General features: G+C 37.7%; 22 protein-coding genes and 1 tRNA gene. 12 read left to right on the top strand and 11 right to left on the bottom strand.

Going from position 1 to position 24,138, the window contains the following annotated elements; genetic code table 11:
* Nucleotides 1-46: 46 nt before the first annotated feature.
* The 3 genes from PVK70_RS15870 to deoD are packed head-to-tail and all read right to left on the bottom strand — an operon-like array spanning nucleotide 47 to nucleotide 3,266.
* Nucleotides 47-1,024: a sugar-binding transcriptional regulator gene (locus tag PVK70_RS15870; RefSeq protein WP_130046356.1), complete on the bottom strand. Its 978-nt coding sequence runs from the start codon at nucleotides 1,022-1,024 to the stop codon at nucleotides 47-49.
* 10 nt (nucleotides 1,025-1,034) lie between these two features.
* Nucleotides 1,035-2,504: an IS1 family transposase gene (locus tag PVK70_RS15865; protein WP_130049010.1), complete on the bottom strand. Its 1,470-nt coding sequence runs from the start codon at nucleotides 2,502-2,504 to the stop codon at nucleotides 1,035-1,037.
* A 51-nt stretch (nucleotides 2,505-2,555) separates the two neighbouring features.
* Nucleotides 2,556-3,266, bottom strand: a complete 711-nt coding sequence (gene deoD, locus PVK70_RS15860; protein ID WP_130049011.1) for a purine-nucleoside phosphorylase — start codon at nucleotides 3,264-3,266, stop codon at nucleotides 2,556-2,558.
* Nucleotides 3,267-3,601: 335 nt separating this feature from the next.
* On the opposite strand from deoD, the gene PVK70_RS15855 reads away from it, so the two are divergent.
* Both PVK70_RS15855 and PVK70_RS15850 read left to right on the top strand, forming a co-directional pair.
* A complete protein-coding gene (locus tag PVK70_RS15855) occupies nucleotides 3,602-4,264 on the top strand; it encodes a potassium channel family protein (RefSeq protein WP_130046359.1) in 663 nt (220 codons plus the stop codon).
* Nucleotides 4,261-5,625 (top strand): TrkH family potassium uptake protein, encoded by a 1,365-nt coding sequence (locus PVK70_RS15850; protein WP_130049012.1) that lies wholly within the window; start codon nucleotides 4,261-4,263, stop codon nucleotides 5,623-5,625. The genes PVK70_RS15855 and PVK70_RS15850 overlap by 4 nt, the downstream gene beginning before the upstream one ends.
* Before the next feature lie 143 nt (nucleotides 5,626-5,768).
* Here the strand turns inward: PVK70_RS15850 and PVK70_RS15845 are convergent, their stop codons facing one another.
* Genes PVK70_RS15845 through PVK70_RS15835 form a run of 3 tightly spaced genes read right to left on the bottom strand, consistent with a single transcriptional unit; the run spans nucleotide 5,769 to nucleotide 7,996 of the window.
* Nucleotides 5,769-6,845, bottom strand: a complete 1,077-nt coding sequence (locus tag PVK70_RS15845; RefSeq protein WP_130049013.1) for a mechanosensitive ion channel family protein — start codon at nucleotides 6,843-6,845, stop codon at nucleotides 5,769-5,771.
* 17 nt (nucleotides 6,846-6,862) lie between these two features.
* Nucleotides 6,863-7,513, bottom strand: a complete 651-nt coding sequence (locus tag PVK70_RS15840) for a cytochrome b/b6 domain-containing protein (RefSeq protein WP_130049014.1) — start codon at nucleotides 7,511-7,513, stop codon at nucleotides 6,863-6,865.
* A 27-nt stretch (nucleotides 7,514-7,540) separates the two neighbouring features.
* Entirely contained in the window at nucleotides 7,541-7,996 is a 456-nt protein-coding gene (locus PVK70_RS15835) for a c-type cytochrome (protein WP_130049015.1), read from the bottom strand.
* A gap of 208 nt (nucleotides 7,997-8,204) precedes the next feature.
* Between PVK70_RS15835 and PVK70_RS15830 the strand changes: the two genes are divergently transcribed.
* Together PVK70_RS15830 and PVK70_RS15825 are read left to right on the top strand one after the other, a co-directional pair.
* Nucleotides 8,205-8,732 carry an NUDIX hydrolase gene (locus PVK70_RS15830; protein WP_130049016.1) on the top strand — a complete coding sequence of 176 codons (528 nt, stop codon included), beginning with the start codon at nucleotides 8,205-8,207 and terminating at the stop codon, nucleotides 8,730-8,732.
* Nucleotides 8,722-8,940: a DUF3820 family protein gene (locus tag PVK70_RS15825; protein WP_130049017.1), complete on the top strand. Its 219-nt coding sequence runs from the start codon at nucleotides 8,722-8,724 to the stop codon at nucleotides 8,938-8,940. The genes PVK70_RS15830 and PVK70_RS15825 overlap by 11 nt, the downstream gene beginning before the upstream one ends.
* Nucleotides 8,941-8,995: 55 nt before the next feature.
* Here PVK70_RS15825 and PVK70_RS15820 read toward each other — a convergent pair whose 3' ends face one another.
* Nucleotides 8,996-9,319, bottom strand: a complete 324-nt coding sequence (locus PVK70_RS15820) for a hypothetical protein (protein ID WP_130049018.1) — start codon at nucleotides 9,317-9,319, stop codon at nucleotides 8,996-8,998.
* A gap of 248 nt (nucleotides 9,320-9,567) precedes the next feature.
* On the opposite strand from PVK70_RS15820, the gene PVK70_RS15815 reads away from it, so the two are divergent.
* Entirely contained in the window at nucleotides 9,568-10,476 is a 909-nt protein-coding gene (locus PVK70_RS15815) for an aldo/keto reductase (RefSeq protein WP_130049019.1), read from the top strand.
* A gap of 80 nt (nucleotides 10,477-10,556) precedes the next feature.
* Here the strand turns inward: PVK70_RS15815 and pyrC are convergent, their stop codons facing one another.
* Nucleotides 10,557-11,585, bottom strand: coding sequence for a dihydroorotase (gene pyrC, locus PVK70_RS15810; protein WP_130049020.1), 1,029 nt, complete (start codon nucleotides 11,583-11,585; stop codon nucleotides 10,557-10,559).
* 194 nt (nucleotides 11,586-11,779) lie between these two features.
* Between pyrC and PVK70_RS15805 the strand changes: the two genes are divergently transcribed.
* The 5 genes from PVK70_RS15805 to PVK70_RS15785 all read left to right on the top strand — a co-directional run bounded on the left by PVK70_RS15805 (nucleotide 11,780) and on the right by PVK70_RS15785 (nucleotide 19,620).
* On the top strand, nucleotides 11,780-11,980 hold the full coding sequence (locus tag PVK70_RS15805; protein WP_130049021.1) for a ribosome alternative rescue factor ArfA: 201 nt from the start codon (nucleotides 11,780-11,782) through the stop codon (nucleotides 11,978-11,980).
* Between the two features lie 140 nt (nucleotides 11,981-12,120).
* Nucleotides 12,121-12,195 (top strand) — tRNA-Gly (locus tag PVK70_RS15800).
* A 243-nt stretch (nucleotides 12,196-12,438) separates the two neighbouring features.
* On the top strand, nucleotides 12,439-14,772 hold the full coding sequence (locus PVK70_RS15795; protein ID WP_130049022.1) for a Lon protease family protein: 2,334 nt from the start codon (nucleotides 12,439-12,441) through the stop codon (nucleotides 14,770-14,772).
* Between the two features lie 186 nt (nucleotides 14,773-14,958).
* Entirely contained in the window at nucleotides 14,959-16,188 is a 1,230-nt protein-coding gene (locus tag PVK70_RS15790) for a hypothetical protein (RefSeq protein WP_130049023.1), read from the top strand.
* Between the two features lie 441 nt (nucleotides 16,189-16,629).
* Complete coding sequence (locus tag PVK70_RS15785; protein ID WP_274441650.1) at nucleotides 16,630-19,620, top strand: YncE family protein; 2,991 nt, start codon at nucleotides 16,630-16,632, stop codon at nucleotides 19,618-19,620.
* 75 nt (nucleotides 19,621-19,695) lie between these two features.
* Here PVK70_RS15785 and PVK70_RS15780 read toward each other — a convergent pair whose 3' ends face one another.
* The 3 genes from PVK70_RS15780 to PVK70_RS15770 all read right to left on the bottom strand — a co-directional run bounded on the left by PVK70_RS15780 (nucleotide 19,696) and on the right by PVK70_RS15770 (nucleotide 22,347).
* A complete protein-coding gene (locus PVK70_RS15780) occupies nucleotides 19,696-20,037 on the bottom strand; it encodes a DOPA 4,5-dioxygenase family protein (RefSeq protein WP_130049025.1) in 342 nt (113 codons plus the stop codon).
* Nucleotides 20,038-20,119: 82 nt separating this feature from the next.
* On the bottom strand, nucleotides 20,120-21,151 hold the full coding sequence (gene tdh, locus PVK70_RS15775) for an L-threonine 3-dehydrogenase (protein ID WP_130046474.1): 1,032 nt from the start codon (nucleotides 21,149-21,151) through the stop codon (nucleotides 20,120-20,122).
* Nucleotides 21,151-22,347 carry a glycine C-acetyltransferase gene (locus PVK70_RS15770; RefSeq protein WP_130049026.1) on the bottom strand — a complete coding sequence of 399 codons (1,197 nt, stop codon included), beginning with the start codon at nucleotides 22,345-22,347 and terminating at the stop codon, nucleotides 21,151-21,153. The genes tdh and PVK70_RS15770 overlap by 1 nt, the downstream gene beginning before the upstream one ends.
* A 90-nt stretch (nucleotides 22,348-22,437) precedes the next feature.
* Between PVK70_RS15770 and PVK70_RS15765 the strand changes: the two genes are divergently transcribed.
* Both PVK70_RS15765 and PVK70_RS15760 read left to right on the top strand, forming a co-directional pair.
* Nucleotides 22,438-23,361 (top strand): LysR family transcriptional regulator, encoded by a 924-nt coding sequence (locus tag PVK70_RS15765; protein ID WP_130049027.1) that lies wholly within the window; start codon nucleotides 22,438-22,440, stop codon nucleotides 23,359-23,361.
* Entirely contained in the window at nucleotides 23,361-23,738 is a 378-nt protein-coding gene (locus PVK70_RS15760) for an ATP-binding protein (RefSeq protein ID WP_130049028.1), read from the top strand. Before PVK70_RS15765 ends, PVK70_RS15760 begins: the two co-directional genes overlap by 1 nt.
* Nucleotides 23,739-24,138 lie beyond the last annotated feature (400 nt).

The raw sequence follows: 24,138 nt of genomic DNA, 5'->3' as shown, positions 1-24,138 counted from the left end.
TCTGGATATGCGATCCAGTTAAAAAGGAAGGAAAGAGGTTTTTTTCTTATTCATTTTCAGCAAGGTTTAATAATGCCATCGCGCAGCTAACGCTGGTAGCAAGAACATCAATAACACCTGTTCTTAACGCTCCCATAATAGAGAGTGCTTTACGGCTTTCACTGGCCATGGCAATAACATTCGATATTTGACGGAGATCTTCCATTTCAAGTCCAATTACACGACCACGCATTAACGTATCTGCGTTTGTACCATCTAACTTAAAGAAATCAAAACCACCAATATCACCGACAATACCATCGTTTAATCGTGCTTCCACAAACTCTTTAGGAGTGAAAAAACCTAGTTTAACCATATGGCTATTTTCATCCATATCACCAATGCCTACTAAAGCAAACTCGGCTTTACGGGCTTGGTTTAAGGTCTCTTTGATGGTGGTATGCTCCATAAAGGCTGAGCGAAGGTTTGGATCATTCACATAAGCAGGCGCATAAAGAGTCTCACTGCTGCCGCCGTATTTTTTCGCTAAACGACGGCAAATATGGTCAGCATTAATAATATCACCGCTGCGATGAGTGCCGCCAATAGCAGAAACGAATCGAGCATTACGATGAGAGACAATACCTGCGTGATCAGCAACTGCAGCTACATTTTGGCCTTGACCAACAGCGACCGCCATATCATCTTGTAAGTTATTGTTTAAATATGAACTGACTAAAGCTGCCACTTGTTTACGTTGTTCATTAGTATTAGGTTGATCTAATGAAATAAGGGCACGTTTTAGATTGAATTTCTCAACTAATTTTTGTTCTAGTTGTGCACTGTAGACAGGGTGAAATTTTACCGTAATTTCAACGATGCCTTCTTCTCGTGCTTTTCTTAGCATCCGTCCTACTTTTGCGCGAGATAAACCAAATTTTTTCGATATTTCTTCTTGAGTTGCACCTTCTTGATAATAAAGAATCGCAATTTCAGTTAGCATATCTGTGTTTTCAGTTTGATCTTGTGAAGGCAATAAGGTCATGCAAGTGTTCCTAACTTAATAATTCAGCAAGAGTGATTGGTTTAGATATCAACCCAAGCTTTTGTGCTGGCGTAGTGCCAAGTTTATCCTGATGACAGAGATTATGCCACGCTCTGAAAATATCGAGTAGTGGAAGAAGGCTAGCAGGACGTAATTTACGTCTTGGTTCATTCACTAGCGAAGTAAACTGAGTATAAAAACGCTCTTGATATTCCGCAGCAGAGCTAGCCGATGCGCGTTTTAGCCAATAGACTTCATTATTTTCAGCCCCATTTAAGTGGCAAATACCTTTATGTAAACCATTAAATTCAGTAAAAGCCCAGCGATCTCTCCACCAACCAACTAGATGGATATCAATTTTTTCGCCACTCTGTTCTAGTGGGAATTGAGCGTCTTGGGTTACATATAATAAATCAATGCTGTTTTCAGTAATTCGCTTTAAAAATACTGACATTGCAGCCGAACGCAACATTGGTTCCTGAGGCATATATATTTCAATAGATTCACAATGAGCAAAGGCTTGTTGGATCTCTAAAAAATGAGCATAGGAGGTATACGGAGGTCTAATTAATGCCCCTTTAGATGGATAATTTAGAGACACGTAGTTTCCCAGAGGGTCTTCTACATTTGCTCTTGCTAGTATTTCTTGATACTTCGCATCAACACGCTTAAAAATAGATTGCTCCATCACTGAGCTTTGAGAGTTAGCTTCTCCAATAAAAGCGGTTGGTAAAAATTGTGCATTATCCTGAAAAGGGTCATGGTCAGATTGTGTTCCAGGTGTATCACATTCTGAGTAATTAATATGTTGTGCAATAACATAACCTGAATTCATTTCAGCACTGGCATACCAAAATACGCCATTGTTACTTATTGGTTGTAATGAGGTCGCGTTCGAAGCGAGTTGAATTTCGGTTCTGTCGTGCTGTAATCGAGCATCAAACAGAGACATATGACGACGGCAGCGATTCGCTATTTGATTAATATGATCGTAAAAGGTTTTAGGGTTTATATCCAATCGACGGCAAATTTCACGTACGGAATATCCAGTAAATAAAAAACCTAAAATCTTTTGCTGAATAGGGCTTTTTTGGTTTTCTCCTGACCATTTATCCACAAAGGTAGATGCACAGGCTTTACAGCGGTAGCGTTGACGATCGCCACTGTAGCCAAAGGCGTGATAAAGCTCTCGATGCGTTAGTACATCAAGACCAAAATGATCGCAATTTGAATTATTACAGGAAGGCAAAGAGTGTGATTGAACGGTATGCTGACGAGCCAGTTCATTCAATACTTCATTATTATTGATTAAGGGAGGAAAAGCGCCACATTTCCGACAAACTAATGCCGGTCGCTTAGGGTTAGTACGTTGAACTAAATAATGTTGTTCATCGCTATCACCAAAATTGTCACACGCCAATGTTTTACAAAAATTGAGTTGTAACCCTTTAGCAGCCAACGGCAGTTTTTCGGTCGGCACTAGACACCCCTTATAGATAGAGAGCGCCAGAGTTTATCTGGCGCAGCATAATTACAGTTTGATTGCTGTTTCTAGCGCAACGGTCATCATGTCATTGAATGATTTTTGACGGTCTTCAGAACTTAGTTTCTCACCACGCTTGATGTGATCAGAAACGGTTAGGATAGTCAGTGCTTTAGCGCCTAAGTCAGCGGCTACACCATAAATGCCAGCTGCTTCCATATCAACACCTAAAATGCCTAATTTTTCCATTTTGTCGAATAGATCAGCTTCTGGTGAGTAGAAAAGATCAGCAGAAAAAACATTACCTACTTTAACAGGAACATTTAATTCACGAGCTTGGCCTACCGCTGTTTCTAAAAGGCCAAAGTCAGCGATTGCTGCGAAATCGTGATTGTTAAAGCGGATACGGTTTACTTTAGAATCAGTTGATGCACCCATACCTATAACAACGTCCATTAACTTAACGTCATCATGTACTGCGCCACAGCTACCAACACGAATTACGTTTTTCACGCCAAATTCTGCGATAAGTTCATGAACATAGATACAACATGATGGAATACCCATACCGTGACCCATTACCGATACTTTTTTACCTTTGTATGTACCTGTGTAACCAAACATATTACGTACATCACATACTTGCTTTACGTCTTCTAAGAAGTTTTCAGCAATGAATTTTGCACGAAGTGGGTCACCAGGCATAAGAACAGTTTCTGCGAAATCACCAGCTTGAGCATTAATGTGTGGGGTAGCCATAATAAGGTCTCCGGTTTGAAAAATTAAAAATAAAATCGGTGTAACTAAATTTGTTGAATTATCTTTCTCGATATGTGGCTATTTTATGCCTATATTTTATAGTGTCATGAGATTGAGGTCACATTTTCTTATAGAATCTTGATTAATTTTCGTGTTGATAACTAAATTTGTTGAAAGTGAAGGAGCAATCGCAACCTTTTGTTAGTCTTAGCTTTAATACATGGATTAAGTTTTTTTATTTCTGTGCCTCAATTAGATTGAACTTGATGATGGGTAGGAGGATGATGCAGAAAAGCGCATTTTTTGTATCGTAATAATGTGAGTGAGTAAATTAGATGAAAGCAGAGAATAAACAATATGCAGTGATTGGTTTAGGCCGTTTTGGATTAACTGTGTGTGAAGAATTACACCAATATGGCTCTCAAGTATTAGCGATTGATATCAATGAAGAGCGAGTAAAAAAAGCAACCGATTTTGTGTCTACGGCCGTTGTAGCAAATTGTGCTAATGAAGAAACCATTGCAGAATTAAAGCTTGATGAATACGACATGGTAATGGTTGCGATTGGTTCTGATATTAACGCAAGTATTTTAACGACCTTGGTACTCAAAGAAGCAGGGGTTAAAACGGTTTGGGTAAAAGCGAATGATAAATTTCATGCAAAGATACTCACTAAAATTGGTGCCGATCATATTATTCTTCCTGAGCGCGATATGGGGATCCGAGTAGCAAGAAAAATGTTAGACCGTCGTGTATTTGAGTTCCATCAATTAGGCAGTGGCTTAGCAATGACAGAGATTGTCATTGGAGGGCAGAACATGGGTAAAACTTTAGGTCAGCTTGATTTTTGTCAAATGTCAGACGTGAAGATTTTAGCGCTTAAGCGTGGTCCTGAGATTGAAAGTGCTCCAGAACACAGCAAAATATTAGAGATCGGTGATATTTTAATTATCGTAGGTCCTGAAGATAAATTAGCAAAAAAAATTAGAAGCTTATGAGTTATATACCTAAGCGAGGCTTATATCCGATAAAGAATAACCAAAAAGCGAAAGAGTGGTCTGAACCGAGGATTATACTTTTTTCGTTTTTGGCTATTTTATTACCCTCGGCTATATTACTGACGTTACCTGTTTTTTCTGTTTCAGGTTTAAGTTTTGTTGACGCTTTATTTACGGCGACATCGGCAATCAGTGTAACTGGACTAGGTGTGGTTGATACAGGTACACACTTTACTATCAGTGGTAAGATCCTACTTATGTTTCTGATGCAGATTGGCGGTCTAGGGCAAATGACACTATCAGCCGTTCTATTGTATGTCTTTGGTTTACGTTTGAGCTTACGTCAACAAGCATTAGCTAAAGAAGCATTAGGCCAAGAGAAAAAAGTAAATTTACGTAAGTTGATAAAAAGTATTATTTGTTTTGCATTAATTGCTGAGCTTATAGGCATGATAATCCTCTCTTTTCGCTGGGTGCCTGATCTTGGCTTAGCTAAAGGACTGTTTTATGCAGCATTTCACTCTATTTCAGCATTTAATAATGCAGGATTTTCTTTATTCTCGGACAGTTTAATGGGGTATGTTGGTGATCCTCTTGTTATATTTACGCTGTCATGTTTGTTTATTGGAGGAGGGCTTGGCTTTACCGTTATTGTTGATTTAGTTAAAAACAGTTCAAAAGGGTTTAGTCGTCTACAACTGCATACAAAAATAATGATCATTGCAACACCAACCTTATTATTGGTAGGTACTCTATTTTTCTATGTGCTTGAATATAACAACCCGAGTACGCTAGCGTCATTATCTGCAGGTGATAAATGGCTCGCGGCTTTTTTTCAATCCGCTAGTGCGCGTACTGCGGGCTTTAACAGTGTGGATTTAACGCATTTCACTCAACCAGCGTTGTTTATCATGATTATACTCATGCTTATTGGTGCTGGCTCAACATCTACGGGTGGTGGTTTAAAAGTATCGACAATTACGGTAGCGACTGTTGCTACATGGACTTTTTTACGTCAGAAAAAGCACGTTGTGATGTTTAAAAGAACCGTTGGCTGGCCAATCGTAACGAAATCATTGGCTATTATTGTGGTTAGTGGCTCGTTATTATCCATTGCAATGTTTACTTTAATGCTCACTGAGCAAGCTGGTTTTGATAAGGTTATGTTTGAAGTGATTTCAGCTTTTGCCACGGTAGGCTTAACTGCGGGTTTAACGGCTGAGTTATCAGAAACAGGAAAATGCATTATGGTTATCGTAATGGTCATTGGTCGAATTGGACCATTAACCTTAGCCTACATGTTAGCAAGACCAGAAAAATCTTGCGTTAAATACCCTGAAGATACGGTGTTAACTGGTTGATTTCGTAAGTTTAAAGTATAGAAAAGGGCATCAACGAAAGTTGATGCCCTTTTTATTTATATGGCTTTTTATGTAATACCAATTCAAATAAGAATGATTAGGTACTTACTTTGATGGGTATCATTACCTTAATTTGTATGTAATTACTCATTAATTGGCAGTTGTTCTATTTTTACCGTTTGTGTAGGGAATGCAATTTCAGCATCGTACTTAGCAATAATATCTCCAATCTTAATCAATACATCTTGTTTTACTTCGTGATACTCAATCCAATTAACTGTTTTCGTAAAGGTGTAAACTAATAGATCAAGTGAAGAGGAACCAAAGCCATTAAAGTTAACGATTAATGTTTGATTAGAATCGATATCATTATGTTCTTGTAGCATTGTTTTTATATCACTAACAATAAACCCAATATTATTAATGTCATCGTAGCGAATACCAATGTCTTCTTTGATACGACGATTAAGCATTCTTGATGGGTTTTCAACAACAATATTACTAAATACGGAGTTAGGTACATAAAGAGGGCGTTTATCAAAGGTCCTGATCACTGTCATACGCCACCCAATGCGCTCGACGGTTCCTTCTAGAGAACGATCAGGTGAGCGTATCCAATCTCCAACTTTAAAAGGACGATCAAAGTAGATCATCATTCCGCCAAAGAAATTAGACAATAAATCTTTTGCTGCTAAACCGACAACTAAGCCACCAACGCCACCAAAAGTTAAAAGGCCCGAGAGACTTAATCCCATTCCCTGCATTAATGAAAGTAGACCTAATGAAATGAATATAAGGCGACTGACCTTACCCAAGGCAAGAACCGTAGTTTCATCGTGTTTAGGATTGGTTAGGACTTCTTTTTCTATAAGCGTGGTTAGTCTGAGGGCAGACCAAATAAAACTCCAAACAAGAATGAATACTTGCAACTCCGGTAACCAAGTCGTACTAAAGTGAGTATGGGTTGTCAGTAGTATTTTTAGTGAGGCTGTCGCTGGCCATAACCAAATAACAAGAGTTATAGGGGATGAAATTGCAGTGATAACAGCATCATCCCAAGGAAGTTGAGTTTTTGTTGCCATGTGGTGTAGGCGTTGAATAATAATGCGCCAAGATAACCAAAGAAAAGCACTGAATAAAGAGATCACGATTATATTTTGTGCCCAATCGTGTTCTTTAAATTCTAATAGGGTGTTCCACCAATCAAGGAAGCGAGTCATTGATAGTTCTCTTTTATTTAAAAAAGATAGCTTATCACTTCGTTAGCCCAAAGGAAGTAGATCAATACTGATATTATTGTAAAAATCCCCCATGCAATAGCCACATTTTTCATTTTTGGGCTATTTCCTACCACGTTAGCAATCCCTGTGAGCATGGGAGTAATTAAATTTACCCCTTTTACGCGATAAAATAATACGGCAATGATATGTAAACCAATAAAACCAAGAAGAACATTAAATATTTGATGATGTATTGAGGTTAATAGACTGCTGGTATCGTAACTTACTAAAGACGCTAACGGCCCTTCTGACAAAATATCATCATTACTAAATAAACCTGTTGTTAATTGAAGTACCAGTAAAAAGAAAAGACCTAACACCATGTAACCACCAGCGGGGTTGTGTCCTACAGCCTGTGATACTTTTCCAGATTTTATCGCTGTAAGGTAGTTGATGGCTTTTTTGGGCGAAGTTACAAAGTGAGTAAATCTAGCGGTATCACTGCCAATAATACCCCATAAGATCCTTGTGCTTAATAATGCCATTAATAGGTAAGCAAGAGTAAAATGCCATTCCATTAATCCTTCTTCCGCAGTATACCAAAGTGAGCCAAGTAAAATTACTTGGCTCCAATGATAAACTCGGATAAAGCTATCCCAGATTTTCATGTATATCCTTTAATTACTCAATACTACTTATTTTGCTTTGTAATCAGAATGACAAGCTTTACAGTTTTTAACCGCTTTACCAAATGCTTTACGGATGGCTGCTTTGTCGCCTTTATCAGCAATGCTTGCTAGAGAGGCTGTGTCTTCTTGAAACTGTGCTAGACGAGCTTCAAAATCAGGAAAGTTGGTCCATACTTTAGGCAGTGCGTTGGTTTTACCTTTATCTGAGCCTTCTACATAAAAAGCATCAAGCGGCATAAGAGAAAGTTCAGACAGTTGATTTGCACGTTTAGCAAAAATAGCATCGCTCCACTCTGTTTTTCCTTTGACCATTTCGCCCATTTCACTAACGTTACCAGCAATCATGGTAAATGCGGCTTGGCGGTATTTAATCGCTTTATCTGCTTCGTTAAAAGTGTGAGCTAAAACAGACGTTGAAGCCAAAAGAGTTGAAGCGATAACCAATGTTTTCAGTGTTTTCATAATTGAAACTTCCTTGATTTGTAATTATTTTAAACCACTATTATATGAAAGGATGAACAAAAGAAGTAGTTGGTTATCACAACATTTACACATTCTTTACACTTTCATTGAAAAATGAAGTTAATCGTTAAGATTATTTGATAGCTGCAACAAAAAGCAAAATGCGTATAATAGCCATGTTATTTTTTAAGTAGGCTTGTCAGTTTTTATGCGAATTTTAAATATTACAACGCATCCAGATCTAGAACATTTAGATAATCAGAAAATTCTTCAACGTAACGCGACTCGTGCCATTGTATTAAAAGGGGAGGATATTCTTCTTTTATATACTGAGCGTTATCATGATTACTCGCTACCTGGTGGTGGTATTGATGACGGGGAAGATGTCATTGCGGGTTTGGTTCGAGAAATAGAGGAAGAAACGGGTGCCAAAAATATTTCAAACATTGAACCCTTTGGTATTTATGAAGAGTTTCGTCCTTGGTATAAGCACGAATGTAATGTTTTACATATGATTTCATATTGTTATACCTGCGATGCGGATAAAGAGCTTGGTGAGACGAACTATGAAAGCTACGAAATCCGAAATGGCATGAAACCCGTTTGGATTAATATCCATGAAGCGATTGCACATAATGAAGATATTATTATGAACAGTGATAAGAAAGGGATGAGCATTGAGCGTGAAACTTTCTTATTGCATTTAATTGTCAAAGAGCGCTTACATGTTCAATAAAGAGCAGATCTTAAAACTAACTCAAGTGAAAATGCCTTTTGGTAAGTATGCGGGCCGTGTGCTTATTGACTTGCCTGAAGAATATCTTTTGTGGTTTGAGCGCAAAGATGGTTTTCCTAACGGAGAGTTAGGTGAGCTAATGGCATTGTGTTTAGCGATGAAAATAGAAGGGCTAGATGAGGTCATTCGACCATTAAAATACCAATAATCGCGGCATTAATGAAAACAAAGCATGAGGGTTAAATTCATGCTTTGTTTATTTGTTATTTGAATTGAGATTCACCAGTTTTAGCGCGTTGAAAATCTTCTTGTAATCCATTTGATGTTTCGTTTTGTAAATAGTTTAGTGCAGCGCAAAAACTACTTGTCTCACCGTATACTTCACGTGCACGATCAATATGACGCTCTGCAGTACGTCTTACCTGAGGGCTATTTTGAGAGTTACTGTATTGTACTTGTTTATCAAATACTTCTTTAACGTATTTTTGCTGGCAAATATCTTCATTTTCAGGGGTTGCTACAATATTAGCAACAGAACTAAATGAAATGAATGTAAGTAATAAGGCGTAGAATTGGCGCTTTATCATACTGGCATAAACCTTACTTTAATAATGTTTATCGATTCTACTTTTACAGTATGTGGAGTGCAATACTGGAGAGGAAATAAATTACCTTTAATTAGGATGCCGTCCTGTAAGGGGGATCAATTGATAAGGCTGCTAATATAACGGCAGTATCTAATACTATTATTCACTCATTATGTTGAATTTAAGACCTCCATCACTGTAACTCCGTGGGTTGCCTTTTACTATAAAAAAAGACTATGGAGAATACGATGATTAATAAAACAACAATAGCACCACAAGGTCCAGAATTCTCTGAACTTGTTCAGGGTTACTGGCGACTTGGTGATTGGGGTATGACGCCACAACAACGGTTAACTTTCTTAAAGCAACACATTGATTTGGGTATTACAACCGTTGATCACGCCGATATCTATGGCGGTTACCAATGTGAACATTTGTTTGGAGAAGCTTTATCTTTAGAACCTTCTGTACGTGATCAAATAGAGATTATCACTAAGTGTGATATTAACTTATGTACTTCAGATTTTCCAAATAGAAAAATTAATCATTACGATACCTCAAAAGAACATATTGTTAACTCAGTAAATAATTCACTTTCTCGCCTTAATATTTCTGAAATTGATGTACTCTTGATCCACCGTTTAGATGCATTAATGGATGCAGATGAAGTAGCTGATACGTTTAATCAACTCCAGAAAGAGGGTAAGGTTAAACATTTTGGTGTGTCTAACTTCACGCCAAGCCATTTTGATTTATTGCAATCACGCCTGGATAAACCATTAGTGACTAATCAAGTTGAAATCAACCCGCTTAATTTTGAAGTGGCGCATGATGGTACGCTTGATCAATTACAGATGAACCGTATTAAGCCTATGGCATGGTCATGTTTGGCGGGAGGAGAGCTTTTCTCTGGTCAGTCAGAGCAAGCGATTCGTGTCCGAAATGTACTTGAAGAGCTAAAAGAAGAAGTTGGAGCGAAAAGTATTGACCAAGTGATTTATGCTTGGGTGCGTAAGTTACCGTCAAAGCCCCTACCTATTATTGGTTCTGGTAAAATTGAACGTGTGCGAGCGGCTGTTGATGCAATGGGTATTAATTTAACTCGTGAACAATGGTATCGCGTATGGGTTGAGTCAAAAGGCCACGGTGTGCCATAGAAACAGCCTCTAGATTCAATTGGATACAAAAATGGGATGCCAATTAGCATCCCATTTTTATTTAATTAAATAGATTTTAATTATTTAACTAGCCATTCGATTGCTTCACCAGCGCGAATTGGCACAACAAAGTCATCACCAAACGTCATTGTTTCAGGTGCGATCCACGCTTCTTTTACAAGAGTAATCGAGTCAGTGTTGCGAGGAAGGTTGTAAAAATCAGGACCGTTGAAGCTTGCAAATGCCTCAAGGTTTTCTAATTTACCTTCGTTCTCAAATACTTCAGCATACAATTCAATTGAGGCATGCGCGGTATAAGAGCCAGCACAGCCGCACGCCGCTTCTTTTTTGTCTTTCGCGTGTGGTGCAGAGTCAGTACCAATAAAGAATTTAGGGTTACCGCTTGTTGCTGCTTCAACTAAAGCTTGCTGGTGCGTATTACGCTTCAAAATTGGTAAGCAGTAGAAGTGAGGCTTAATACCACCCACTAACATATGATTGCGGTTGAACAATAAATGGTGAGCTGTAATTGTTGCCGCTACGTTAGGGCCTGCATTTTTAACAAAGTCTGCCGCATCTTTTGTTGTGATGTGCTCAAGAACAATTTTTAGCTCAGGGAAATCATTAACGATAGGCGCAAGAACAGTATCAAGAAAGGTTTTTTCACGGTCAAAAATATCAACGTCGTGTGTTGTTACTTCTCCATGAATAAGTAAAAGCATACCTTCTTCTTGCATGGTTTTTAATACAGGGTAAACCTTGCTAACGTCACTTACCCCAGAATCTGAATTGGTTGTTGCGCCAGCTGGATAAAGTTTAGCGGCAACAATATGGCCCGTTGCTTTCGCTTTGCGGATCTCATCTGATGTGGTCTTTTCAGTTAAGTATAAAGACATAATTGGAGCAAAAGTATCAGATGGGTTTACTGCTTGAATGCGGTCACGGTAGCTAAGCGCTTGCTCAGTCGTTGTTACTGGTGGAACTAGGTTTGGCATAATTAATGCGCGGCCATTATAACGGCCAGAATCACGTACAGTGTCAGTTAATACATCACCATCACGTAAGTGTAAATGCCAATCATCAGGACGAGTAATTGTTAAAGTTGTCATTTGCTGCTCCCACCAGAAAAAGAAATAAGAGCCTAAGAATTATCGAGTTAATCGTTTGCTTAGGCGAAAGGATTCTAAAGCAAAATGAATAAAACAAATAGGATAAAGTAGAAATTAGTAACAAATTTGACTTAAAAGGTAAAAGAAAAGAGAATGTGCTCGGTATTTATACAGATAAAAGAGAACGAGACACTATGAAAAAGAATAGAAAAGAAGGGATGCCAGCTTCTGAACATGAGCATGGCAGAGGCACGATTAGAGATAATGCTTTAAAAGCCGTTGTTACAAGTCAATTATTTACAACAAGGGTAATGAAAGCCAAAAAAGGGAAGGGCAGCTTTGCTCGTAAAGAAAAATATAAAGGGTTTAAAGAGCCCTATTCAAAAGCAGCATAAGTTTTTGAATAGGTTTTTTGTGATCTAGCTTCGATTTTTATTGTTATTTGAACAAATATCCACCGTTTAACTTATTGAAATGAAAAAAGAACTTTACCTCAGCGCTCAGTGTGGCATTATCTATCTCGTTCCAACGATGTGCGTACATCGTATAATGGCTATTACCTCAGCCTTCCAAGCTGATGATGCGGGTTCGATTCCCGCTGTACGCTCCAATCTCTTTTTATCCTCCCCAAGAGATTGTTTCTGATTAAAAATTCCAATTTATTGAAAAGTAAGCGCTTAGTGGCGTGCTTTGTCGTATTTGGCGTTTTGTAATAGTGATAATTTCATCTCATTTTTAATCGCCTCGCTTGGTGAAAACCATAAATTTTTCAAATATTTAACTCTAGGTCACTTAATTGTTATTTTTTTCAATCTATACTGATGAGAACTATAACAAAATAAGAGGTCGCCTTATGTCAACTTTACCTCTCACGCATAAGCAAGTGTATCGTTCTGCAAGTCTTGATGAAAATACTTGTAAATCAACAAAATATATTACACCCATTGATGAAATTGTAGGGCAAGACAGAGCGCAACAAGCCGTTGAGTTTGCGATGTCTATTCCCGATCGGGGCTATAATATTTACGCTGTCGGTCAAAATGGCCTTGGTAAACGCACCATGGTATTACGCTATCTTAAACGTCATAACCCAGCAGGTAATGGAGTATATGATTGGTGTTATGTTACTAATTTTGATGATACTCGAACCCCTAAAGTACTAAAATTACCGATTGGAACTGGGTTAAGCTTTAAAAAAGAAATTGAAAAGATAACCTTAAAATTGGTAAAAGCGATCCCATTAGCTTTTGATAATGAGCTTTATTACACCAGAACCGGAACATTAAAGAATCAATTGGTTGATAAACAAGAATCTTTGCTTGGTACATTAACTAAAGAAGCAAAAAGTAAAGGGATTAGCCTTGTAGTGACTACACAAGGTGATTATCAATTTATCGCAATGAACGGTGAGGAACTTCATACAGAAGAAACGTTTGATGCGTTAGATAGGCAAGAGCAGCGTCAGCTTGAGTCTATTATTGATGAGTTAGAAATTAAATTACGGAGCCTTGTTCGTCAGTTGACTGAGTGGGAAGACAAATATTCCGATAAGATTGAAAAGCTCAATGAAGATGTTGTTTCTCAAGTATTAACGGTTAACTTTGAAGCAATTAAAAGTAAATATAATGAATCAAAAATCATTGCCCAACATCTTAAAGAGATGGAAAAAGACATATTAGAAAATTTTGATGTGTTCCTTCAAGAAGGCAAAGAAGATGCTGAGTTAGCGTATGCATCGCTAGAGAAAAAATTACCAAGAAGATATCAGATTAATTTACTTGTTAGCCAAAAAGATGAACAGTTTCCACTCATTGTAGAAGAGAGCCCGAGTTATCATAATTTATTTGGCTATATCGAAAATGCAACATTTAAAGGAACGGTCTTTACCGATTATTCTTTAATTCGAGCTGGGAGTCTCCATAAAGCAAATGGGGGTGTATTGCTTATGGATGCAGTGAAAGTGCTTGAGAGACCGTATGTTTGGGATGGGTTAAAACGGGCGTTACGCTCTCAAAACTTAAACCTGAGTTCTCTTGAAAAAGAAGTGACACTTTCTGGTACGGTTTCTTTAGAACCAGAGCCTATTCCGCTCAATGTAAAAATAATTTTATTTGGTGATTATCAAACTTACCAATTACTTCAGCATTATGATTCAGAATTTAGTGAACTGTTTAAAGTGACTGCGGACTTTGAAGACGATATGCCAAGAACTGAGGCTTCGGAGTTTCATTATGCTCAGTTTATTTCAAGTATTGTTCATGATGGAAAAATGCTGCAATGTGATAAAAAGGCAATAGAACGAATTATAGAATACAGTTCTCGTCAAGCTGGGGATCAGAATCGACTTTCTCTACATTCTGCTGATATTTCTAATTTATTAAAAGAAACCAACTATATAGCGAAGACAGCTAATTCAAATATGATCCGTTTAAAGCATGTAGAACAAGCATTAGCGAATAAAGAACATCGAGTGAATCGAGTACAAGACGGGGTAATGCAAAGCTTTATTAATGGTGCAACTTTAATGGAAACGGATGGAGGAGTTGTTGGGCAGGTCAATGCATTATCTGTATTATCGACATCAAATCATCAATTCGGTATGCCAAATAGAATCACGGCAACAACCTCTTTTGGTAAAGGTGAAGTTTTTGATATTGAAAGAAAAGTAGAGCTTGGTGGAAGTATTCACTCAAAAGGAGTGTTTATTCTTAGTGCTTACTTATCTTCATTATTTGGCAATGAAAAAAGAATCCCATTAAAAACCTGCCTTGCATTTGAGCAGTCTTATGGTGGTGTTGATGGTGACAGCGCATCAATGGCTGAGTTTTGTTCTATTATCTCAGCTTTTTCTGAAAAACCAATTCGTCAAGATATTGCAATTACAGGCTCTATGAATCAGTTTGGTGAAGCACAGCCAATTGGTGGAGTGAATGAAAAAATTGAGGGTTTTTATCAAGTCTGCAAAATCAAAGGATTACAGCCTAATCAAGGTGTGATTATTCCTCAATCTAATATTCAAAACTTAATGTTAAACAGTGAAGTGACTCAAGCGATAGAAAAAGGAACTTTTACAATTTGGGCTGTAAAGCACGTAAGTGAATCGATTGAATTACTGATGGGGTCTCCTATTGAATTAGAAAGTGGTGAGGGGATATATAACGTAATACGTTCTAAGCTAACTTCTTAAATATAATAAAGGGGGAAAGGCATAAGATCATTTTTATGCCTTTTTTTATATTGTTATAAGTGAATTGAATTAGTAATTAAAACGGTGATATAATAAAAAACAGATAACAATGTAATAAAAAGCGCTTTCTTCAAGTCTTTTTATTTAGTGTGATTTGTTTATTCCAATGTGTTCAGAGGCTTTACTATGTACCATCCCTTATCTCCCCGACTGGATTACAGTACTTTTCTTGTCGTACGTGGCAAAAAGACATATATCGAAGAAAATTTGTTATTAAGAGTTAAGCCAGTAGATATAGCGGGGACTGAATATTGGATCCCTATTGGAATAAATTGGAATGATGGGCAATCAACTAAACGTCGTCGCATGGAATTTGCACAAGTTCGATTCGCTCGTAAAGGACAACCTTATTATAGTAAAGCTTATTATGCTGATTTTGATAATGAAGAAGATGACGTAGATGCACGTTCAGAGGCGATTATTGAAGCGGCGTGGTCAATTGCTGAACTTGTTGAGCAAGATGAATATGAAACAGCAGACGCGGCTCGTAAGGTAAAAACGTTTACTGCTAAATCTGCATTTAAAGGTCTACATCCAAATATTCAATTAAAATTGTCAATGGTTAATGGTACTCCTTACGTTAATAGCCATTTTGAACGACATGAAAGCAAATCATGCTACCGCTCACATAATTTTTCTCGCAGTTTATATAACGTTAATTTTGATGATCTTGGTGCATTCCTTGCGGAATTAAATGCAATAGGTGAGGTATTAGATACTTACTTAAAAACAAAAGATGCAGATATTAAAAGCTTTATACCAAGTAAAACATTAACAACAACACCATTATCTAAATTTGAAATGCGTGAAATTTGCGATCAATTAATTCAGAAAGCAATGGATGGCTGCCAAGCTGAATTTAAAGATACCTGGTTTGAATTCAAAAGAAAACCAAAGCAAATACTCATGATTGAAGCAGAAGATAAGTCTAATTTTGTGGTAAAGAAAGAATTTGTGAAAACTGGTTCTACCATTCATTTGCACAAATTTATAGCTTGTACTCATCCTACGCATGTATTACGAAAAGTTGCGTTAATGAAAGCTAATTATAATTGGGCAAATTATAAAAATGAGCGTAAAGCTGAATCGGCAAAGGGCAAGTATTTCAACACTGCACATCCTTCATCTGGCGTTATTGGTGTCGTCGTTAAAGTAGCAGAAGATGAAACGATCTATAAAGGTATTATTGGACAAACACCGCGAAGCAGCTATAAATTTAAAATTTTTTCAACGAAAACAATGAGTGATAAAAGCGCGTTTATTGCAGCAAAACAAGCCTATCTTGAAGCAATGGGAGAGACCGCATGGTCTGAGTATAAATTGGCAAAGGAATTTTCAATTTATAAAGCAAAATAAACCCGAATTTAACTTCGAAGTACGACACTACCTAGTATCACGCAGCTATTGCTACTTTTTAAATGTCAATGGCTGCTAGAATTCTAAACATTTTTCAGAGTGGTTATTATTGATTAAGTTAATTGCTGATCATCATCTGCCACGGCTTTCAATTTTGCCTCTTTCTTTATTACTACCTAAATATACCATCGTCGCTCTTATTCGCTCATTACTCATTGGTATTCTCGTATTTGTGTATGTTTTATGGTAACTAACTGATTCGTAATATTTAATGCAACCTAATCTCTATAAAATTTCTTCATGGTAACAATCAAAATAATTCATCACTCAAAGATCTATTTATTGAATGAAGATCACATACGCGAGCTAGTATATGTGCATTCGTTCCGTTAAAGTGCCGTCATATTCATTTGTGAAATGATTTATTTTATTGAGACTGTTATGAAAATTAAATATTTACCAGCTGTAATAGCATCACTATTATCAGTAAATTCTTATGCTACAAGTAATGATGTAGAGCAAACCGACTTTAAATCGACTTCTGAAGCGATACATCAAAATATCATAAATAAAATCGATGAATTACATGTTTATGCATCAGATGCAAATAATGTCATTATTGAAAATGGTAAGCGAAAAATTGAAGTGAATGGAGAGAAATACTACATCACTGATGACAACTATATTTTCTTTGACATGCCTAGACCTTTCCTTGATGAAACCGCATTCCGTAATGTGTTCGATTTCATTGATGACGACTGGGAATTAACATGGTATGAAGGCGGAATGGTTGTCGTTAATAAGCACTTTGGTAACTACGATTACGGCAACGGCTGCTTAATGGAATATTACCCAGATGGTACTGTTGATGCCAATGGTGCAACTCATGTAGCCCTTGAAACAACATCTTGTAAAGTGAATGATTTTGAAACCACTCAACAGTACTTTAGTAATGGCACATTTATTACTGCAGAACAATTAGGCGTTGAAACTCTTGCAATCACAGCCGTTGAGCGTTACCAAGATAAATTATTTGTAACACAAGATACAAACCCAGCGTTTGTTACTATTTTGGACATCAACACGAAAGAAATCATTGGCCGCATCGAAGGTATTGATACTCCTCGAGGCTATCAAGCATACAACCGTATTAACGAAATATCGATTACAGACGGTCGTTTATATGTTTCTTCTCTTTCGTCAAACCGTGTTGATATTTTTGACTTAGAAAATAACAACGAATTAGTTGTTTCTTTAGGTTCAGGTACAGGTTCGTGGTCTGGCACGAATGGGCTTATTCACGCTCAAGCCTCTGCGGCAACAACGGATTATGTCTTTGTAACCGATGCACAAACACGTATTTCTGTGTATCGTCAGAAAGACTTAACGCTTGATAATCCTAATTATGCTAAACGTGCCGGTTTCCTGACTTTTGAAGGTAAGTACAGTAATCGTAAAGTGCAAATGCACACGATTGGTGATCATCTTATTGTTTCTACAGCGGATCGCGGCTACTTTATTTATGATTTAACGAAAGTAGAGCAAGCGTTAGTCGATGGTGTTGAGTTAGCTGCTGAAAAAGTGGTGTCACTTAACGTACAAAAGATTGACTTAGATAACAATACACTAGTCGTTACCTATAGCAATCGCATTGAATGGCATGATGCAGAAGCATTTGTCCAAAATGAGTTTGAGTTTGGTGAACCACAAAAAACCATTAAAGCACTCGATGGCAAAGTAATTTCTAATTTGAAAGATATTCACTTCTCAAACAATGAGATGGTGACTGCTACTAGTGAGCGAATTTCAATTAATCATTTATTGAACAATGAAATCACGTTTATATCTGGTGATAGCATTGAACAAGATACAATTAAATTTGATCAACTGATGCCAACGTCAGTAACTCAGGTGCTGGGTAATGATGAAGCTCATGAGATATTAACAAATCGTGAATTGCGTTCTGTTAATATTAATTCATTAGTACAAACAAAATTATTAGATAACAACACAGTTCAAATTACTAACTATGCAGCTAAAGAACTTCGTGATATATCACCAGAGCTAAAACTTAATGGTGTAAATAAGTGGTTTAAGCTAGGAACAATTGACCGTTTACCTGCTTATGCCCAAGTAGTGCTTCCATTATCAGCATTTGGTCCAAATCACCAATTTAACAGCGCTAACAATGATGGTGTGTTTGACCTTTCTGATTTATTTGCTAGTAATATTGAAGTTAAGGATCTATTTGAACACCGCTTTAGCTCAAGCACTGATACTTTTGCGCAGAAATTGTCTCGCTTAAAGCCATCGTGGGAAATCCGTTTTGCTGGCACCGCCGATCATCAATGGCGTGACATGAATGGTCTGTATGCCCGTGAATGGTTGATTATCATGACCAACTTTGCTCACCTTGTCTCGTCTGATGAATTTAAACACGTGTGGTTTAACTTTGAAGATATCATGGGCTATAACATGCACTCGTACGCTGGTCAGGTAGATGAAGTGGGTGGCTATTTCACCGACGAAGATTATAAGTACTACTACCAAAGTATGTTAAAACGTCCATATGTGAATGTTGGTATCACTTCAATGGGTGGCGGTCTGGGTTCAGCAGCTATCACAGGGGTGGATACGTGGATGTTCTATAGCCACTACTACGGTCAGTGGGGTATCATTGCGCATGAATTTGGTCATGGATTTGATGGTAAATCATATAGTCACAATACCAGCTTTGCGAATGGTGGTAACGGATGGCAGCCACTGATGACCATGGTAGCGAACTACCACATTCGTAAAGGTGATATGCCTTACATGGATGACAACATTCATGGTTTCTACAAACCTGAAAATGATGCCTACCAATATGCGGATATCAGCCTAGGTAAGCGTAAGCACCGTAGTGAATCACACATGTATCCACTTGATGACTATTTTATGACGCTTTCTGATATGCCACAAGGCTGGTTTGCTCATTCAGAGCAATTCACACCAGAAGGTCTTAGTAATCAAGAGCGCATGATGTTGGCGAAAATGCCGATCCATGGTGATGATCCGTACCTGTGTCGCTTTGAGTATACGACAGAAACTGGCTCAACGACCTTGCATGGTTACGTTGAAGCAGTGGATGATGCACAATATCGCTGTACTGGTGGTGAGGAGATCTCTTATCGCTTACCAAATGGTGATAAAGTGAATGTCGCCTCTTCTATCAATGAATTTGAATGGTTATCTCTTTACTCTCCAGAACAAAAAGGTGAGCAAGTTGTAACAGATAACGGACAAGCTTTGTGTGCTATTAATAAAACTGATTTCTATGGTGTTGGTTTTGTGAATAGTGGAAGCCAATGTGCACAACAATCAGAAGTGTTTTGGTCAAATGGCAACCAGTGGAAATTCACATACGGTTGGATTGATTACAAATACCGTTAACATTACGGCTAGATTAACTGTTTGAACATAAAATGGCTTCAATAAAATATTGAGGCCATTTTTTTGCTCTTACCTTTATTTTTTTGTGAATATACTGATATCAAGATTAAGAGGTGTACCTAGCCAAACAGCTGATTGAGTGTGATCAAGATATTCATCATCTGTTAGTGGGTGGATAAGAATACTCAATTCGTTTTGATGTTGTGTTAAATACGCTAACACGTCATCATAATTCTCTTGTCTAAATGAAATCTGTCGACTCCATACCGGATGCGGTCCTACTGGTTTTTTATTAATACGTCCTAACTCATAGCCATACTTTTTGTGTAAGCTTTCGGTTAATGCGATGGCATAGTCAATATTACTTTCGTCAAAGTAAACATGGACATGATAACCATGGATATCTAATTGTGGCATGTGAAATAATTCTCTAAAAATGAAAATAAAAAAGGCCAAACCGAAGTTTAGCCTTATTATAGTTCATTTTAAATGAGAATGATTATTCCCAATCTAGAATAACTTTACCTGACATACCAGAGCGCATCATATCAAAGCCTGCTTGGAAGTCGTCAATTTTGTAGTGATGAGTAATGATTGGGGTTAGATCTAAACCTGATTGGATCAAGCTTGCCATCTTGTACCACGTTTCAAACATTTCTCGACCATAGATGCCTTTAATTACCAAGCCTTTAAAGATCACTTGGTTCCAATCTACCGCCATGTCTGATGGTGGAATACCTAATAGAGATATTTTACCGCCATGGTTCATGTTAGTTAGCATGCTGTTGAATGCCGATGGAACGCCAGACATTTCTAAACCAACATCAAAGCCTTCTGTCATGCCAAGATCTGACATTACATCTTCAAGCTTCTCGTTCATTACGTTTACTGCACGTGTTACGCCCATCTTTTTAGCAAGATCTAAGCGGTATTCGTTTACATCAGTAATTACAACGTGACGAGCACCAACGTGTTTAGCAACTGCAGCAGCCATGATGCCAATTGGACCAGCGCCTGTGATAAGAACGTCTTCACCTACTAAGTCAAATGATAGAGCAGTGTGAACCGCGTTACCAAATGGGTCAAAGATAGATGCTAGGTCATCAGAAATTCCAGCAGGGATCTTAAATGCATTGAATGCAGGAATCACTAAGAACTCAGAGAATGCACCAGTACGGTTAACACCTACACCTGTTGTATTACGGCACAAGTGCGTGCGACCGCCACGACAGTTACGGCAATGACCGCAAGTGATGTGACCTTCACCAGAAACACGGTCGCCAATGTTAAAACCACGGACTTCTTGGCCAATACCAACCACTTCACCTACGTATTCGTGACCTACAACCATAGGAACAGGAATGGTTTTTTGTGACCATTCATCCCAGTTGTAGATATGTACATCAGTACCACAAATTGCGGTTTTCTTAATGCGGATAAGAAGATCGTTATGACCCATTTCAGGTTTCTCAACCTCGGTCATCCAGATGCCTTCTTCAGGTTTTAGTTTTGAAAGTGCTTTAATTTTCATTATTTGATGATCTCCATGTCTTTACCCACTTGGATAAAGGCATCAATTGCGCGATCTAACTGCTCACGAGAATGAGCCGCTGACATTTGTGTACGAATACGAGCTTGACCTTTAGGCACTACTGGGAAAGAGAAAGCAACAACGTAAATGCCTTTTTCTAATGCACGCTCTGCGAACTCAACAGCGACTTTTGCGTCACCAAGCATGATTGGGATGATGGCGTGGTCAGCACCACCCATAGTGAAACCTGCGGCTTCCATGCGAGTACGGAAATGAGCAGAGTTTTCCCATAAGCTTGTACGTAAATCACTAGACTCAGCCAGTAAATCAAGAACTCGAATAGAAGCAGAAACAATCGCAGGAGCAACAGAGTTTGAGAATAGGTAAGGACGAGAGCGTTGACGTAACCAGTCAATCACTTCTTTTTTACCAGAAGTATAACCACCTGATGCGCCACCCATTGCTTTACCTAGCGTACCAGTAATGATATCGATGCGGTCAATAACGTCGTGATGCTCATGAGTACCAGCACCGTTTTCACCCATAAAGCCAACTGCGTGAGAGTCATCAACCATAACAAGTGCTTCGTACTTATCAGCTAAGTCACAGATAGCAGGAAGATTAGCAACTACGCCGTCCATTGAGAACACACCATCTGTAACGATAAGTGTATGACGCGCACCGGCTTCTTTTGCTGCGATTAATTGTTCTTCTAATTCAGCCATATTGTTATTTGCGTAACGGAAACGCATTGCTTTACAAAGGCGGACACCATCAATGATTGATGCGTGGTTTAAAGCATCAGAGATGATTGCATCTTCTGCGCCTAAAATCGTTTCAAATAAACCTGCATTAGCATCAAAACATGATGTGTAAAGAATGGTGTCTTCTTTACCTAAGAAAGTAGATAGTTTCTCTTCCAGTACTTTATGTGAGTCTTGAGTGCCGCAGATAAAACGAACTGATGCCATACCAAAGCCGTGCTCATCCATACCATTTTTTGCTGCTTCAATTAGAGCAGGGTGGTTAGCTAAACCTAAGTAATTGTTTGCACAGAAATTTAGAACTTCTTGACCAGTAGAAATAGAAACAGATGCTTTTTGAGCTGAAGTAATAATACGTTCTGATTTATATAGACCTTCGTTTTTTACTTCTTCAATTTGGTTTTGTATTTGTGTGTAGAATGCAGAAGACATTGTGTTCCCTTCTTTTAGTTATGATAAATAGATTCTAATTCAAATCAATTACGACTATTATCCCTAAAAATGGAAAAGCATTAGTGAATCATGGTCACAAATAAACTTATTACTTTATTACCAGACTTAGCAACATATATAGTAGTTGTTAATGAAGGTAGTTTTACTGCTGCTGCTAAGAAGTTAGGAGTAACTCCTTCTGCATTGAGTAAATTAATTACTCGATTAGAAAATGCGTTATCAGTTAAACTCTTTGAGCGTACAACCCGCAGTTTATTGATTACTGAATCGGGTAAAAAAATATATCAGCAATCCGTCATTATGGTGGAAGCTGCACAGCAAGCGATTGATATCTCTAGTTCTGAACATATCGTTCCATCTGGAAGTTTAACGGTGGCAGCACCAAAGGCATTTTTAACTATTGTGCTTCAACCGCTCGTTACGCCTTTTTTGACTAAGTACCCTAAAATCCAACTTAAGCTAAGAGCGTCAGATGGCGATATTGATATGATAGCTCAAGGCATTGATGTGGTTTTTCGTTTAACCGATAAACCAACAGAAGGTTTGATCATGAAAGAGATAGGAAAGGTCAATCTAAGCTTATGTGCTAGTCCCTCTTATATAGAAGAGAGAGGATTGCCACTCAACCCACATGATCTTACTCATCATGACTGTCTCTATTTAGGTGAAACGACAACAGATCATATTTGGGAATTTGTAAAAGCTGAAGAAAGCCATGTTATCGCTGTTACTGGGCGCTATGCTGTCAATCATTCACAAATGAGATTAAATGGCGTTAAAGATGGCTTTGGGATCGGTATTTTCCCTGATTTTGTGATTAAAGATGCATTGGAAAATAAAGATGTTGTCCCTGTACTTTCTGATTGGAAAATCAAAGGGAATTATCATGGCGTAATAGCCATGCAATATGCTCAGAATAAATATATGCCTTCGCGTTTAAAAGTGTTTACTGAATTTGTAAAAGAGAACTTAATGAAAGGGCAGACTAAATGATGGAGAAACTCGAGTTACGCTTACTAAGAGGCTTACCTGGAAGTGGTAAATCAACATTAGCGCAAACGTTGGGATTGGTGCATCTTGAAGCGGATCAGTTTTTTGTTAATGAAGAAGATTTATATTGTTTTGACGGTACTTTATTAAGTTCAGCTCATCAATGGTGTCAGTCGCAGTGTGAATTTAATTTATATCATGGAAAAAGCGTAGTGGTCGCGAATACTTTTGTGAAACAATGGGAAATGGATGCATATAGAAAGATAGCTAAGAAGTATAATGCCGAATTACATATAGAAGTGTGTAAAGGACAATTTAAAAGTATTCATAATGTCCCTGAGAGTGTAATAAAGAGAATGAGGAAAGAGTGGGAACAATAAAAGTGGTCTTAAGTGAGGTTCTTGCTTGTTTTTTAATCATTCGATTTTTTATGTTTAAAAAGGCCTTGCAACTCGTTATTAAAAGTCTATAATCCGCTCCCGTTGTCACAATAAACCATTTCTAATAATGGTTATGTACAGCAAGAAGTGAAACATTGACGCGAACGGAGTCTTCAAAAGTTGCTTGCAGCTTACTTTTAGTAATTTAGATGACACTTCACGCAAAGCAAAGTGAAAACTTAGCTTTGAGCTCTTTAATAATTAGACCTTAGCAATCTGTGTGGGCACTTATGGATTGATAGTCAAAATAGCATTATCCATTTATGGGTAAGCAACTATCAATGAACTGAGTGGCTACACAAATTTATTTATGTAACAAATCAGTATTAATTATTGAGTC

The organism is Aliivibrio sp. A6 (assembly GCF_028765505.1).
Classification (GTDB): domain Bacteria; phylum Pseudomonadota; class Gammaproteobacteria; order Enterobacterales; family Vibrionaceae; genus Aliivibrio; species Aliivibrio finisterrensis_A.
This window is presented reverse-complemented; position numbering and strand designations above follow the sequence as displayed.

Bases quoted from the DNA above. Each gene is read 5' to 3' on its own strand.
- PVK70_RS15780 (WP_130049025.1), bottom strand. From the start codon at position 20,037: ATGCCACAATTAGATATCCATGGTTATCATGTCCATGTTTACTTTGAC.
- PVK70_RS15795 (WP_130049022.1), top strand. From the start codon at position 12,439: ATGTCAACTTTACCTCTCACGCATAAGCAAGTGTATCGTTCTGCAAGT.
- PVK70_RS15770 (WP_130049026.1), bottom strand. From the start codon at position 22,347: ATGTCTTCTGCATTCTACACACAAATACAAAACCAAATTGAAGAAGTA.
- PVK70_RS15765 (WP_130049027.1), top strand. From the start codon at position 22,438: ATGGTCACAAATAAACTTATTACTTTATTACCAGACTTAGCAACATAT.
- PVK70_RS15760 (WP_130049028.1), top strand. From the start codon at position 23,361: ATGGAGAAACTCGAGTTACGCTTACTAAGAGGCTTACCTGGAAGTGGT.
- PVK70_RS15815 (WP_130049019.1), top strand. From the start codon at position 9,568: ATGATTAATAAAACAACAATAGCACCACAAGGTCCAGAATTCTCTGAA.
- PVK70_RS15835 (WP_130049015.1), bottom strand. From the start codon at position 7,996: ATGAAAACACTGAAAACATTGGTTATCGCTTCAACTCTTTTGGCTTCA.
- deoD (WP_130049011.1), bottom strand. From the start codon at position 3,266: ATGGCTACCCCACACATTAATGCTCAAGCTGGTGATTTCGCAGAAACT.
- PVK70_RS15830 (WP_130049016.1), top strand. From the start codon at position 8,205: ATGCGAATTTTAAATATTACAACGCATCCAGATCTAGAACATTTAGAT.
- PVK70_RS15790 (WP_130049023.1), top strand. From the start codon at position 14,959: ATGTACCATCCCTTATCTCCCCGACTGGATTACAGTACTTTTCTTGTC.
- PVK70_RS15845 (WP_130049013.1), bottom strand. From the start codon at position 6,845: ATGACTCGCTTCCTTGATTGGTGGAACACCCTATTAGAATTTAAAGAA.
- PVK70_RS15825 (WP_130049017.1), top strand. From the start codon at position 8,722: ATGTTCAATAAAGAGCAGATCTTAAAACTAACTCAAGTGAAAATGCCT.
- pyrC (WP_130049020.1), bottom strand. From the start codon at position 11,585: ATGACAACTTTAACAATTACTCGTCCTGATGATTGGCATTTACACTTA.
- PVK70_RS15805 (WP_130049021.1), top strand. From the start codon at position 11,780: ATGAAAAAGAATAGAAAAGAAGGGATGCCAGCTTCTGAACATGAGCAT.
- PVK70_RS15870 (WP_130046356.1), bottom strand. From the start codon at position 1,024: ATGACCTTATTGCCTTCACAAGATCAAACTGAAAACACAGATATGCTA.
- PVK70_RS15855 (WP_130046359.1), top strand. From the start codon at position 3,602: ATGAAAGCAGAGAATAAACAATATGCAGTGATTGGTTTAGGCCGTTTT.
- tdh (WP_130046474.1), bottom strand. From the start codon at position 21,151: ATGAAAATTAAAGCACTTTCAAAACTAAAACCTGAAGAAGGCATCTGG.
- PVK70_RS15840 (WP_130049014.1), bottom strand. From the start codon at position 7,513: ATGAAAATCTGGGATAGCTTTATCCGAGTTTATCATTGGAGCCAAGTA.
- PVK70_RS15850 (WP_130049012.1), top strand. From the start codon at position 4,261: ATGAGTTATATACCTAAGCGAGGCTTATATCCGATAAAGAATAACCAA.
- PVK70_RS15820 (WP_130049018.1), bottom strand. From the start codon at position 9,319: ATGATAAAGCGCCAATTCTACGCCTTATTACTTACATTCATTTCATTT.
- PVK70_RS15785 (WP_274441650.1), top strand. From the start codon at position 16,630: ATGAAAATTAAATATTTACCAGCTGTAATAGCATCACTATTATCAGTA.